11 protein-coding genes and 1 other RNA gene are annotated in these 13,863 nt (G+C 37.3%); 3 read left to right on the top strand and 9 right to left on the bottom strand.

From position 1 onward, the window contains the following. Positions 1-16: 16 nt before the first annotated feature. From B2W49_RS00260 to ssrA, 7 genes are all read right to left on the bottom strand, one after another. Positions 17-1,780, bottom strand: coding sequence for a site-specific DNA-methyltransferase (locus tag B2W49_RS00260; protein ID WP_291331395.1), 1,764 nt, complete (start codon positions 1,778-1,780; stop codon positions 17-19). Positions 1,781-2,211: 431 nt separating this feature from the next. Continuing rightward, on the bottom strand, positions 2,212-3,423 hold the full coding sequence (locus B2W49_RS00255; RefSeq protein WP_291331393.1) for a hypothetical protein: 1,212 nt from the start codon (positions 3,421-3,423) through the stop codon (positions 2,212-2,214). Positions 3,424-3,437: 14 nt separating this feature from the next. Continuing rightward, positions 3,438-3,692, bottom strand: coding sequence for a hypothetical protein (locus B2W49_RS00250; protein ID WP_104492180.1), 255 nt, complete (start codon positions 3,690-3,692; stop codon positions 3,438-3,440). Positions 3,693-3,931: 239 nt separating this feature from the next. Continuing rightward, positions 3,932-4,141, bottom strand: a complete 210-nt coding sequence (locus tag B2W49_RS00245; protein ID WP_291331388.1) for a helix-turn-helix transcriptional regulator — start codon at positions 4,139-4,141, stop codon at positions 3,932-3,934. Between the two features lie 101 nt (positions 4,142-4,242). Then, complete coding sequence (locus tag B2W49_RS00240) at positions 4,243-5,055, bottom strand: hypothetical protein (protein ID WP_291331386.1); 813 nt, start codon at positions 5,053-5,055, stop codon at positions 4,243-4,245. Then, a complete protein-coding gene (locus B2W49_RS00235) occupies positions 5,055-6,290 on the bottom strand; it encodes a tyrosine-type recombinase/integrase (protein ID WP_291331384.1) in 1,236 nt (411 codons plus the stop codon). Before B2W49_RS00235 ends, B2W49_RS00240 begins: the two co-directional genes overlap by 1 nt. Positions 6,291-6,466: 176 nt before the next feature. Then, positions 6,467-6,826, bottom strand: a transfer-messenger RNA (tmRNA) gene (gene ssrA, locus B2W49_RS00230). A 130-nt stretch (positions 6,827-6,956) separates the two neighbouring features. On the opposite strand from ssrA, the gene glpK reads away from it, so the two are divergent. Then, entirely contained in the window at positions 6,957-8,441 is a 1,485-nt protein-coding gene (gene glpK, locus B2W49_RS00225; RefSeq protein ID WP_136144454.1) for a glycerol kinase GlpK, read from the top strand. Positions 8,442-8,572: 131 nt separating this feature from the next. Here the strand turns inward: glpK and B2W49_RS00220 are convergent, their stop codons facing one another. Further along, entirely contained in the window at positions 8,573-9,931 is a 1,359-nt protein-coding gene (locus tag B2W49_RS00220) for an NAD(P)-binding domain-containing protein (protein ID WP_291331380.1), read from the bottom strand. Between the two features lie 610 nt (positions 9,932-10,541). Continuing rightward, positions 10,542-10,748, bottom strand: a complete 207-nt coding sequence (locus B2W49_RS00215; protein ID WP_291331378.1) for a hypothetical protein — start codon at positions 10,746-10,748, stop codon at positions 10,542-10,544. Positions 10,749-11,148: 400 nt separating this feature from the next. Between B2W49_RS00215 and sbmA the strand changes: the two genes are divergently transcribed. Beyond that, complete coding sequence (gene sbmA, locus B2W49_RS00210; RefSeq protein WP_291331376.1) at positions 11,149-12,345, top strand: peptide antibiotic transporter SbmA; 1,197 nt, start codon at positions 11,149-11,151, stop codon at positions 12,343-12,345. Between the two features lie 273 nt (positions 12,346-12,618). Next, positions 12,619-13,590 (top strand): hypothetical protein, encoded by a 972-nt coding sequence (locus B2W49_RS00205; protein ID WP_291331374.1) that lies wholly within the window; start codon positions 12,619-12,621, stop codon positions 13,588-13,590. The last annotated feature ends 273 nt before the right edge of the window (positions 13,591-13,863 follow it).

Raw genomic sequence — 13,863 nt, 5'->3', positions numbered from 1 at the left:
TTTCCTTTATCAACGATTAGAAGCGTAAAATGTCACGTGGAATACGTTTAAACGTAATACCATGATCTTGCATAAATTTAGTCTCTAATACGCATTTATCAGCATAAATCACATATTGGCTTGGGCGTTGCTTAAGTTCGCGCAAATTTAAACTACCTAGATATTCTAAATCCAAACTCGTTACCGCATTTTCATCATAGTTAAATAACCATAAAGTTTGCTCATTTACTCCCAATGCTGAAGGAGAAATATTATTGGTTATTGGAAGCTGTTGATCTAAAGGAATTCGTTCACTGTATGAAACATACTGACGAATACGCTCAATCCCTACAGATTCATTCAATAATTCATTTTCAAGAAATAAAGGCTCACCAAGTTCAAAGTATTCAAATGAACCACCTAAACCCTCAGTCTTAGATTTACCTTCACCATAACCATTCATTGCACGGCGTACACGTTCAGCAGTGATTGTTTCTGCGTAGTCCATCATTTCACAAAGAATAAAACGTCGATTACCATCATCACGTTGATTAAGCCTTAATACTGCATGAGCTGTAGTGCCACTGCCAGCAAACGAATCTAGAACTAATGCATTTTTTTTATTTAATAGTCCTAAAAGATACTCTATAAGCTCAACATTTTTGGGATTATCAAAGCCTTCAGATGTACCCATAATTTCAGCTAAAGTTTTTGTACCTTCATTTGTTGAAAACTCTAATATACTTTTAGAGTTAGAAATATTTACTCTTTTAAAATAATAATCACCATTTTCTAAAAAAACCTCCTCATTGTTAATAAATGTTCTTTTTCTTACAGAATAAGTGCCTTTTTTGCCCCAAATTACAATATTATCTTTTTCATCATTAAATTTTTTTAAGTCCCAAGTCCATGCACCCAGTTTATTTCTAACCTTAGGAGGGCGAATAGGAACATATCCTTGAGCAACTAAATCATCATTTGTTGAATAAATTAGTGTTTCATCATTTGATATTTTTGCAAGATTAATATCATAGTCACAAACAGCAAGTTTTTCTTTTGTATTTGGATTATAGTAAACAGTATACCCTAAATTTTGTCGTGCATTTAAAGTTCCACCTTCACCTCGAGTAGTGATAGGGTCATTAAGAAAATAATATCGCCCATTTTCTTCAAATACCTTTTTTATATCATTACTATGATTTGTCAGTAATTGACTTTTTGAGCTATCTATAGCTTTGCCATAAATAAAAATAAACTCATGATTTTTTTGAACATTTAATGTATCATTTTTTGAATTAAGTTTATTTTGAATAATTGGTCCTATACAATTTTTAGATCCAAAAATTTCATCACAAACCAATTTTAAATTTGCTTGCTCATTATCATCAATACTAATAAAAATAACGCCATTTTCAGCTAATAATTTGTACAAAAGTTTTAGTCGTGGGTAGATCATACATAACCACTTGTCATGACGGCTTAGATCATCTCCTTCTTTTCCAACAACTGTGTTTAGCCATTTTTTAATTCTTGGATCATTTACGTTGTCATTATAGACCCATTTTTCATTACCCGTATTGTATGGAGGGTCGATATAGATACAGTCCACTTTTCCTTCAAATTCGGGAAGTAAACTTTTTAAAACTGCTAAGTTATCACCATGAATTATTCTGTTATCTGCTGAATTATTTTTACTTTCAACTTTAGACTCAAATTTATACTTTTTATCGAGTACATGAAAAGGAACATCAAGATGATGATTCACTATCTGCTTTTTACCAAGCCAAGACAACGTAGGCATTTTTCACAATCCAAATAAAATTTCATAAACCGCCTGATTCATCTGAATACAGACAGGAAAAAGTTAAAGTTATACGGATTATAGCTGACAGAAAAATCTTATTGAGTATCTGTAAAAGAAATAATTTTTATTCGCAAAAAAAATGACACAGTTTGTTCAGCTTTTGTTTTGTGACAAAGTATAAGAACCTTGAAAAATATTCATTTTTTATGAATGGTCTCCATACACTATTTCCTGATTTTTCTAAGACTTCGCTCGTTCTATCCCAATTTAGGGTAAGTCTAGGTTAAGCAATTGTTAAGCAATCTCTTTCTAATAACCCAATAAAGCATATATAAGTTATTAGGCAGAATCATTTCATACAAAGCGCCGTGAACCTTACCATTACAAGGCTACGGCGTTCTTGTAGCTATAAATTAACTACAGCAATTTTACGAGTAATGCTTAAAGTTCTTAGCCAAGTTACAAACTGCATTCACCACCATCCTGTTCAATTCGGCATTCATTTCTATATCAGGAGTCAACTTTCTCCAATTCCGTTGTGAATCCAAATATGCTTCTTTCTCCATCCCATAGGCATCAATTTTGTTCGTATAGACACACACTTGATGACTCGATGCTTCTGCTTTTAGATGTGTAAATCTAAGCCCTTTAAAGCTCTCCAACAACAATTGTCTGATGTTTGAAATTGAGTTATTCATCCGTGAGAGTACAGGCTTTTTAATATTCTTCTCCGCACGAATTCTCCATTCACTTTCTTTCAACGGCGTACCATTTTGATCAGTCTGCTTTTGGTATATATGCCAATACTCATCAGCTAATCTATGATTGATGCCAATATTGAAACCATCTTTTAACTTTCTATGGAGCACAATCGGATTAACAGGAATCGGGACAAATACGCCTGTTTGCGTTTTAAAGACCCTGAAATTATTTGTAGTACTAGGAAGTCTCAAGGACTTTAAAAGCGCCGTAGCAAGCCCTAGATGCTTATATCCGTAGAAGTCTAAAGCGACCTCTAACTCTAAAATTTTCATACTCTGCTGAAGTAACCCAAAATGATCTAAACATCTCAGACGTTCATTTAACAGCTTAAGCGAATTCATGTCATGCAGACGAATCACATAGCCATTCAAGCTTTCTTTGATGTAATGTCTAATCCCAGTTTTCTCAGTTAAAAACTTTTTAATATCATGTCGAGTAGAAGGTTTTGTAATTTCAAAATAAAGATCTAAAAAATCCACTCTCGCTCTGATCTTAATATTCATAGCCTTAAAATTGTAGCTATTAATATTGGAATAGATCTTTGTTTCTAACTCATCAGCTTGTTTAGCATTTTCTGCATATCTTTGCTCTAAAGCTCCCCATGTATCGAATGACACTACATCACCCACATGGAAACTAAATCCACTCTCACGACTCAATTCTTCACATCGGTCAGACCTTGCTTTTAATAAATTCAGCTCAAACCGAATTTCATTTAACTTGGCATAAAAATCCGTAGCGGTAAGTTTCTCTTCATCAATTTGAGACAACCGATTCATCAAAGCCTGATATTCATCACCAACTTTCAAATTCAACATAATGCACAACCTATTTTTGGGATAAAAAAAACGGTTCAATTCATTGAACCGTTTCGCCATCAATATTCCTTAAATTAATCAATTAACGAACTCTCAAGCCTTTTAATTTCCGCATCCACATCCTCGTTTAACTTATCTAACAGACGATTAAATGATTCACTATCTTTAAGAGATCCCGTCATCAATTCATCAAAGTTCGGCTCAGGAATTAAGTGCTCTAACTCCTCCCAATTAATTTCCAAATTAAGATCTTGCCAATGATCTGTTGCTCTAACTTTATCAAGTACAGTCAAAGCAATCTTTGTTGCTACGTGTTTTTGCATGTCCATGATTATCTCCTTTAGGACTTAATGTTTTGTGTGCGTAGTTGATGCCCGAATGAAGGCATCAAGTGTCAATTGGGTATAAGTAATTTTTCCATTTCTTAGCTCGAACCGTAGTTTATAAACTTCTTTTGAAGTCCGATTATTTGCCAAAAATGAATACCACTGCTTCTCAGTTTTGAAAGGTAACTTTTCAGCTAAATACTCCGAAGCTTGTGAACGTGTGAACCATGTACTCTTTAGATTCATGATTGCATCTTTCTTTTATTGTGCCATTCCACCAATTCGGCATAACTAAAGAACACAGGTGCTTGCCTTGTTTCACCGTATTTAATTGGTTTAGGAAATGATGGGTCTCTACGGATAAGCACTCGTAATGTGTCTCTTGACACATCTAGCATTTGACAGGCTTTTTTGTATGAAATTTGGAGGGGGATAATATCTTGAGAAAGCATTTAATGACTCCATGCTTGTTTCGATGAAGCCATTCTGTTTTTTTATTCGCATTTATAAAAGAGCATGACATGTCAGATGACACGTCATGCCATTAAGTGATTTATGATTTTTCACCTTTTTTGATTCTATCCATTACAGTAGACAAATCCGCCCATCTGCGGACAGTCTCCCATTTAGGCAATACAATTTCGCCCTTAATGTTTAATTTTTCTTTTTTTGCATTTAACTTATCAATATTCTTTTGTAAATGCTCTATCGTGTTCATTGCGAGACGCTCTTTTGTTAAGGTCTTATCTCTAGTATAGATATGTCCAGCAAGCCATAGAATTACTTCCTTAAGTGTATCTTGCCTTTGATTTTTTATGTCTATGCCTAATTTACCCGAATTTAGCGGTTTATTAGAAACCAAGTTTTTAATTTGGTACTCATCTATAAAAAATTGAAATTTATTAAAAAAATATCCTAGACCTAGACTCTCATTTATTTCACAAACCTCAATCAACTCATCAAATCCATTTTCATAGAGCTTTTTAATTCTCATTGACATTGAGCTATTAGGTTTTCTAGTTAAAAAACTGTAAAGGCTGTTCGGATGCTGATCTATAGAGACTAAATCAATTTTTATCTTGTGATCTTCACTCTCAAAGACTCTCAACAACTCCGATGCTTTAAGCTCTGATAATTGAACTTTTAATAATCCGTCATAATTTTCTTTAAGATTATAGACAAACCAATCATCATAAATGAATCCATTATATCCAATTGAAACTATATCTATTTTTTGATCTGCACTAGTCTGAATATATAAATCTAGATATCCATTCCAAATGTAATGCAATAAAGTTATTTCATTACATCTTTGCTTAGTTATTACTTCAAGCCTATTAACTGCCTCAAAGATACTTAGAAACATTATTGAGAACTCACCCTCTTAAATTGAATTACTTTCATATCTGCCAACTCTTCAAGATAATCGGCATACCACTGCATCAAATGCGCACGATCTTCTAAATATTGAGCCTTGTTATACACGCCTGCCACACCATCTTTAACGTGTGCTAAAGCAGATTCAATATGCCTTTCATCAAAGCCACGATTGTTTAAAAGCGTACTGGCTATATGTCTAAAGCCGTGCGGAGTCTGCCGCCCCTCATACCCAAGACGCCGCAATGCCATAATGAAAACTGTATCCGACTTTGGCTTATTCTTATCTGATCGACTTGGGAAAAGGAAATCGGATTCAGAATGAATAGTCTTAAGCTGTTTAAGCAAGTCAATAGCTTGTTTTGGCAAAGGTACTGTATGCTCACGGCGTTTCTTCATGCGGAAGTCTGGGATAGTCCAAAGTGCATTTTCTAAATCAAACTCTTCCCACTTAGCCTCACGTAACTCACTTGGTCGACAGAACAACATAGCTAAGAGTTGTAAGCCAATACGGCTATCTAGTGTCGGATAATTATTGATAGCTCGGAGCAATGCAGGCAATTCATTTTCAGACACATGAGCCATATTTTCTTTTTTACCTTGAATAAGGTATTTATGCATGCCCTCTAATGGATTGTAATCAATGCGCCCTGTAACCTTTGCATAGTCATAAATGTCACGACACATTGCACACATACGCTTCACTTGCTCATAAATCTTTTGTTCAAGCTGAATCCGCTTTAGATACTCCATCCATTCAATCGGTCGAATAGAAACAAATAAACGTTTTCCAAACATTGGAAAAATATGTTTCTCTAATGCACCTTTATTTCGTGTCATGGTATCAGCGACCCATTGCGTTTGCTTAGTATCAAGCCATTCACGAGCTAAAGCTTCAAAGGTGGCATTATTGGTTTCTAGCTCCTTTATCTTCCGCTCTTGCTTACTGATAATAGGATTTTCGCCGTTACCGATGTCATTCAACAACTCTTGAGCTTTCTTTCGAGCAAGCTTGCCTTTAATGGCAGGATAACCACCTAAACCAACCCAAGACCACTTCCCATCAGGCTTTTTATATCTTAATTGCCAAGACTTGTTTCCATTCTTCTGTACAAAGAAATACAGCCCATTGCCATCTAACTCCCGATAATCCTTATCTTCAGGTTTTAGATTTTCCAATACGGTATCTGATAAAGGGCGCTTTTTAATATCCGAACGCTTCATTGTGTATCACAGTGGTTTCAATTATTTATCAATGATACACGATGTGATACATGATACAAACTCATATACTCGGTTAAGCTCAGTTATGCTTAGGCATAAAAAAAGGCTTGATCCCTTTAGAATCAAGCCTTTTCACTTTATATGACATCATATTCAGTCATATCAAGTTAGGTATTTGGTGGAGGTGGCGGGAGTTGAACCCGCGTCCGCCAACACTACACTCGAGAATACTACATGCTTAGATATCGTCTATTATTTTAACACTCTAAGACCCGACGAACAGGGTTCAAAGTGCGATCCTCTAAGTTTGGTATAAAGTCCCGAGGCTCAACTTTATACGGACTTGTGTGCGTGCGCTTCAGTCGGGTTCACTGACCACAAGTATTCAGTGAAGCGGACAAGCTGCCCTTAGGCAGCTAGAGCGTAAGATTCGTCGTTTGCGACTATTTTAATGCAAATTTGATTTACGAGAGAAAATGCGCTCTCGGCATGCATCTATGAGCTTCATCATCAGCGTCGAAGCCAATAACACCCCCATATCACAGCGCTATCATAGCATAGTTGGCAAAAATTACGATGTGTTTTCTGCACAATTAAACATTTCAATGCGCTTAGTTACATAATTGAGCTAATATTTTCTTTTTCAAGTCGAACACAATAAAAAATATGAGTTATTTACTAGCACTCGATCAAGGCACCACCTCTAGTCGCGCCATTATCTTCAATGAACACGGACAAGTTCAGGCAACGGCACAACGTGAAACCCAGATCCTGACTCCGCATTCAGGCTGGGTTGAGCAAGATGCCCAAGAAATTTGGTCAAATCAAATTGCCGTGGTGCAACAGGCATTGGCAACTGCAGGTATTTTGGCCAAAGACATTTGCGCGATTGGAGTGACCAATCAACGTGAAACCACAGTAGTGTGGGATAAACGCACAGGCAAACCTCTAGCGCCTGCAATAATTTGGCAAGATCGTCGTGCTGCGGATTGGTGTAATCAGCTTATTCAAAAAAACCAGATTCAATTGATTCAGGATAAAACAGGTCTGCGTATAGATCCGTATTTTAGCGCAGGCAAGCTGGTGTGGCTGCTGGAGCATGTGAATGGGTTAAAAGCATTGGCACAGCAGGGGCATGTTGCTTTTGGCACTATCGACAGTTGGTTAATCTGGAATCTGACCCAAGGTGCAGAGCATGTCATTGAAGCAAGTAATGCTTCAAGAACAATGTTGATGAACTTACATCGTCAAAAGTGGGATGAAGACTTACTGGAACTGTTTCAAATACCAGCATCAGTTTTACCTAAAATTATTACATCCGACAGCTATATTGCAGATACGGCAACAGGTTTATTGGGCGCGAATATCCCCATTACAGGTATTTTAGGCGATCAGCAAGCGGCGTTATTTGGACAATCTTGTTTTGAGGTGGGCACAGCAAAAAACACCTATGGTACAGGCTGTTTCATGTTGTTCAATACAGGCAATCAGGTGCGGTTTAGCAAAAATAAGTTACTCACCACTTTGGCATGGCAATGTCAAAATCAAACCCATTTTGCCCTAGAAGGCAGTGTCTTTATGGCTGGGGCTGTGGTGCAATGGCTACGGGATGGTTTGGGTATTATTCAACAAAGCAGCGATGTGGAACATCTCGCCAATAGTGTAACTTCTAGCGATGGGGTGGTGTTAGTTCCTGCATTTACAGGACTTGGTGCGCCACATTGGGACAGTGAAGCGCGAGCGCTTTTATGTGGAATGTCACGTGGCACCAACAAGGCGCATATTGCCCGTGCTGCCTTAGAATCCATTGCATTTCAGGTGTCGGATGTACTCACTGCGATGCAATCCGATTTAGATCATCCACTAAAAGAACTTCGGGTGGATGGTGGGGCGAGTCAAAATGATATGTTGATGCAATTCCAAGCGGATATTTTAAATGTGCCTGTGTTACGTCCTAAAATGTTGGAATCAACTGCTTGGGGCGCAGCGGCCATGGCAGGTTTAAAGGCGGGTGTATTTTCTGACTTATCTGAAATTTCAGCATCTTGGCAGTTGGATCGGGTATTTGAACCTCAAATGAATGCAGCAGAGCGGGCTGAACATTTAGCGCGTTGGCAACAAGCCTTAAAACGCGCCAAGTCAGATTTATAAAGAGCGCTATTTCTTAAATAGCGATAAGTTAAATAAATCTTAAACTACAAGCCTCATCCGTTGCGTTTATCAGGCTTGTAGTTATTTTTTCTTCGTTACAACAGGCGTGCATTGATCTTATAGATCACGCCTTACATTGCCTCACGTTGAGCTTGATCTTCCAGATAACTTTCCAAAGAATCATCCAGTGCATACAGCCATGGTGTGTGATGTGGCTTGGCCATTTTTCCTGTCATCACTGAGCGATAAACTTTATCTCTAAAGCCCATAATATTTTCTTTTTTATGCTTTTTCCATTGCATGAAAATATCGTGTACTGCATCAATATTGAAAGATGGATAGTCGGTCTGCGCAATCAGGCGTTTGATGTAATCCCCTTGGAAACGCGCGGATTGTTCATCATTCATTAAGCGTTGTTCTTTTTCATGTAAGGCTTGGGTATGGCGTTGCATTTCGTCTGTGCTTGGTAACGCAATTTTGCCCAAAATCACATCACGGACAAACCATGCCTGCGCATCGAACATATTGAAAGTGTACCATTGATCTTGCATGCCTAAATAGAACAAACGAGGATTCTTTTCCCACACCACGCCCTGATATAAACCTAGAGGATAAAGACAGTTATGCGTTCTGAGGCGCAAGTTATCTTCAATAAATGGGAAGTGGTGTAAATAGCCCGTGCATAAAATAATGGTATCAATTTTGGCCGATGTTCCATCACCAAAATAAGCAGTATTTTCATCTACACGCAATAACTGTGGCTTTTCAGACCAGTTTTTAGGCCATTTAAAGCCCATGGCTTTGCTACGATAGCAACTGTAAATTTGCTTGGCGCCGAATTTATAACATTGTGAACCAATGTCTTCGGCAGAGTAGCTGCTGCCGACCAATAATACAGATTTGCCTTTAAACTCCAGCGCATCACGGAAGTCGTGTGCGTGCAAAATGCGACCATGGAATTGATCAAAGCCTTCATAAACAGGAACGCGTGGGGTAGAGAAGTGTCCAGAGGCCACGACCACATAATCAAATTGTTCTGAATAATGCTGTTGTTGTGCATAATCTTCAACATCTACCGTGAATTTTTGTGTTGTTTCATCATAGGCAATGTGCTGAACGGCACTATTGAAACGGACTAAATCTTTGACCTGTGCTTTTTCTGCACGACCTTTGATGTAATCCCACAGTACTGCACGTGGCGGATATGAAGCGATTGGTTTTTTGAAATGTTCATCAAAAGTATAATCGGCAAATTCTAGCGCTTCTTTAGGGCCATTTGACCATAAATAGCGGTACATACTGCCGTGGACAGGTTCCCCATGTTCATCTATACCTGTGCGCCAAGTATAGTTCCATAGCCCGCCCCAATCATTTTGTTTTTCGAAACATACAATTTCAGGAACTTGTAGACCTTTGGCCTTTGCTGACTGAAACGCTCTTAATTGGGCCATGCCGCTTGGGCCAGCGCCAATAATTGCAATTCGATCCATTGCTATCTCCATTAGTTTTGAGTTCTTAATTACTTCTCCAATTTTGAGTGACACAATTCAGGATTTTTAAATATCCGCATTATTAAAATAAGCAAATACAATCCTAAATATAGAGATCAAGTAGACCCTGTCAAAATAGGATGTGAATTAAAAAAAGAAAAAATAAAATGTGCTAAAGACAGTAAAGATTACCTAAGCAATTCATCTTTATAAAAAAACACATTTTGTAAGAAAGATGATCTTATCATAATTTCTGATAATTTTTTGATTTTCTTAGTTGTAAAATTGAATTCGAAGCTATTCTGTTAATGTTGTTAATTTTGATGTTTAGTGTATTTTATTGATTATTATGAGTTTTTATGTAAGAAATCTGAATAGAATTTGTTTAGATTTTTTTAAAGTTTGTTTGAATTGAAGTGATTTGAGGACCTGAGAAACTTTTTGTGAGCACAGTTACAATCATGAAATATAGCAGGAATTAGAAAGCAGATTAGATGATTACGATTTGAAGTTCATTGTGTGAGCTGGAATGGAGAGACAGCGAAACATAAAACATTGGATGAATTAGGCGCATCCAATGTTTTTAATTTTGAGTAGAGATAAAGAAGAATTAAAGTTTACGCCATACCTTATTTTCATCTTCTAAAGCGACAGTAAAGTTAAACTCGTCGTCTACAGTAACCAAGTAGGAGTTAGGATTAACCAATAAAACTTTTAAAATTGTACCTTGCTCAAATTCAATTGGCGCACAATTTTCTTTACGCAGTACAACTGATTCAAGTAGCTCAATAGCAATGTTTTCTGTTGGCGATTCCATACCGTACCCTAAATGAATTATTTTTTAATCAACTGTATTATATAGTAAATTGATGAATAATCTACAAAAAATCGTAAATTTGTGTTTAATTTAAATTTATCTGTCTTAAATTTTTGTTCAAAAATATGCGCTAAATCTACCCAATACAGCGTGATTTCAGGCTTTAAAAACATAAATAACAGTTGAAGTTTCATCTAATTTTCAAGACAAGTGGTTAGTGAACTTTGTAGTAAAATAATGCAGATTGATGAAATTTACAGTTTTCAGTATAAAAATAAAATTATTGCTGAAAAAACAGCGTATAAAGTATAAAAGTTCTAGTATCCAGCCACTATGTTTTGAGCTAGTAACAGTGTTGGGTTTTATCGTCATATTTTAAGAATAAAGGCATTTTGTCTGCATGTTTAAGTCATTTTTTCCAAATCCAAAATGGTTTTTTATTTCACTGTTGCTCTGGTTGAGTATTAACCTAACCTTATGGTATTCGGGCGGTAATGCATGGGGCAGTTGGATTGCCTTCCCGCAAGGCTATGCCGAAGCAACATTACCCATACATGTCAGCCGTTTTTGGTCACCTGCATTTTTATGGTTTTACCTGTGGTTTTTTGTGGCAACGACGCTGTTTGCCATTTTCTGGAAAATTAAAGCAAATCACCCATGGCAGCGCTGGTCGGTATGGGGATCGGCATTCATCCTGTTTAATATTTGGTTTGGGGTTCAAGTCAGTGTTGTAGTGAATGCTTGGTACAACCCATTTTATGACTTGATTCAAAAAATGCTCAGTAGTGGTGGTGGAGATGTCAATGAACTCTATGCAGGTGTGCTGACCTTTTTATACATCGCCATGGTGGCAGTGACCTTAATGGTTTTGAATTTATTTTTTGTTAGTCACTATGTCTTCCGTTGGCGTACGGCAATGAATAATTATTACACCGCACATTGGGAAAAACTTAGACATATTGAAGGTGCATCGCAGCGTATTCAAGAAGATACTATGCGCTTTGCTAGAACCATGGAAACTTTAGGGGTGAATTTAGTCGAAGCCCTAATGACTTTGTTGGCATTTTTACCTGTGCTGTTTAGTTTGTCTGTGCATGTCAAAGCCCTGCCTATAGTGGGGGAAATTCCGTATGCCTTAGTTTGGGCAGCAGTGGGTTGGGCAGTATTTGGTACAGTGGTGTTAATTGTGGTGGGTGCGAAGTTACCAGGTCTGGAATTTAATAACCAAAAAGTTGAAGCGGCTTATCGTAAAGAATTGGTTTATGGTGAAGATCACGCTGAACGTGCCGATCCGCTGAGTTTAAAAGAACTGTTTAGCAAAGTACGTTTGAACTATTTCCGTTTATATTTCCACTATGCCTATTTTAACTTGGTACGCATTTGGTACATGCAATTGGACAATATTTACGGTTTATTTGTGTTATTCCCAAGTATTGCCGCTGGTGCAATTACATTGGGTTTGATGATGCAAATTGCCAACGTATTTGGCAAAGTCCGTGAATCATTTCAGTATCTGATTGCATCATGGCCAACCATTATTGAGCTCTTGTCTATATATAAGCGTTTAAAAGCATTTGAATCGACATTGGATCAATAGGTGTGGTGGCGACATCCATGATTTGTGGTGGATGTCGCGTTTACATGTTCAGAGCCATGATGGCTAAATATAAATTGATCTAAACAGTTGTATGAAAATAATACGAGTGTTAGTGTTCAAAATCATAAAAAACTGTGATGAATTGGATTGTTTTATAAAGATATCAAACTTGATTCAAATAAAGCGATGATTATTTAACTATAAAATCAAGGTGTTAGATTTGTTATTTTCAGCCAATTCATATATTTTCATTCCTATAAAAACAATTGAGAATTGAAACGTGACCTGCAAAAAAATACTTTTGATGGGGGGGTGGGCAGCCTATTATTTGGTTGTGCAACAGTCGATCAATATAGCCCAAATTCGGTGAAGCATTTTGCATCTCCACAAGAACTGATTGTTCAAAAAAAATTAAATCAGCCCAATGGTGCCGCTAAAGAATATGTCTATTATTGGGGGCCACAGCGTAAAGAACAACCTGCTGAATCTATGCTGCCACGTAAATATCTGGGTAGTTACTGTCAGTCACAAAATGGACGTCTCACGCTTGCCTATAAAAGCTCAATGAGTTTAGTCAAGAATGCATGGTCTAAAAAATTACTCAATAGCTATCGAGATGTAAAACAGGGGATTGGAGCATACCGCTGTGTAGGTAATAAGGGCGAAAATTGGATCGTATCCATTGAGCCAGTGGCAGAGCGCCAGTTGGAACAGCGTGGTGAAGCGCGAGTGGTGAGTTTGTTGACTAAAATAATGTCTGAAGATGAAGCACGACGCTTTTACCGTGCGACTTCTGAATCCACAAAGGCAGCACCTAAAGCAGTTCCAAGTAATCCCAAAACAATAAATAAAACCAAAGTTGCTGAAGTCAAAGAAAAACCTGAAGAGAAAAAAGAGCCAGTGGCTGCAGCAGTAAAAACAGCTCCACCACGTGTGGTTGAAACACCGCAACAGCAACAGACACGTTTATATGTCGCGGCACGTCGTGATTTAAACAGTGGGCGTAATCAAATTAATGCCTGTAATAATGCGCAACGTGCTTATAACTATGGCAAGTTGCAAGGCGCAGAAGGGACACGTATTTATACAGAGTCTGGCATGTTGGTGGCTCGTTGTTTAACGGGTGTTTCGAATTATCGGAGTCGTTTCCCAAATTCCGATGCGCAGGCAAAACGTATTTTAGAGAATTTAGCCAATAATTATAATCATGCAGGGGCTAAGAATATGTTAAGAGACATGAAGTGATGGGTGAATGATTTTTGATCTGTACTTCATTTTAAAATTTAAATATTTATCTCTCCCTCACCCTCTCGTTATAGGAAAAGGTGTGGAATGTGTCCTGAGTCCTCAGGTTTGGTCATAGAGGTTACATTTAAAAAATAACATACGGCAGAGTAAAACTTGAAGTGCGACATAAACCACCTAATTAAGTTAAAGGGTTTATGGAGTATATAAAATTGTCATACCATCATCTTAACTTTGCAGATCGTACTGCATTAATGCTTGAGTCAAGAAAAG

The sequence above is a fragment of the Acinetobacter sp. UBA801 genome (assembly GCA_002296655.1).
In the GTDB taxonomy this organism is placed as follows: Bacteria; Pseudomonadota; Gammaproteobacteria; order Pseudomonadales; family Moraxellaceae; genus Acinetobacter.
The sequence above is the reverse complement of the archived record's forward strand: the minus strand, read 5'-3'. Positions and strand labels throughout refer to the sequence as shown.

What these genes read in the sequence shown, in the direction of transcription:
- B2W49_RS00260 (WP_291331395.1), bottom strand. Translation starts at nt 1,780, where the DNA reads ATGCCTACGTTGTCTTGGCTTGGTAAAAAGCAGATAGTGAATCATCAT.
- B2W49_RS00255 (WP_291331393.1), bottom strand. Translation starts at nt 3,423, where the DNA reads ATGGCGAAACGGTTCAATGAATTGAACCGTTTTTTTTATCCCAAAAAT.
- B2W49_RS00250 (WP_104492180.1), bottom strand. Translation starts at nt 3,692, where the DNA reads ATGGACATGCAAAAACACGTAGCAACAAAGATTGCTTTGACTGTACTT.
- B2W49_RS00245 (WP_291331388.1), bottom strand. Translation starts at nt 4,141, where the DNA reads ATGCTTTCTCAAGATATTATCCCCCTCCAAATTTCATACAAAAAAGCC.
- B2W49_RS00240 (WP_291331386.1), bottom strand. Translation starts at nt 5,055, where the DNA reads ATGTTTCTAAGTATCTTTGAGGCAGTTAATAGGCTTGAAGTAATAACT.
- B2W49_RS00235 (WP_291331384.1), bottom strand. Translation starts at nt 6,290, where the DNA reads ATGAAGCGTTCGGATATTAAAAAGCGCCCTTTATCAGATACCGTATTG.
- glpK (WP_136144454.1), top strand. Translation starts at nt 6,957, where the DNA reads ATGAGTTATTTACTAGCACTCGATCAAGGCACCACCTCTAGTCGCGCC.
- B2W49_RS00220 (WP_291331380.1), bottom strand. Translation starts at nt 9,931, where the DNA reads ATGGATCGAATTGCAATTATTGGCGCTGGCCCAAGCGGCATGGCCCAA.
- B2W49_RS00215 (WP_291331378.1), bottom strand. Translation starts at nt 10,748, where the DNA reads ATGGAATCGCCAACAGAAAACATTGCTATTGAGCTACTTGAATCAGTT.
- sbmA (WP_291331376.1), top strand. Translation starts at nt 11,149, where the DNA reads ATGTTTAAGTCATTTTTTCCAAATCCAAAATGGTTTTTTATTTCACTG.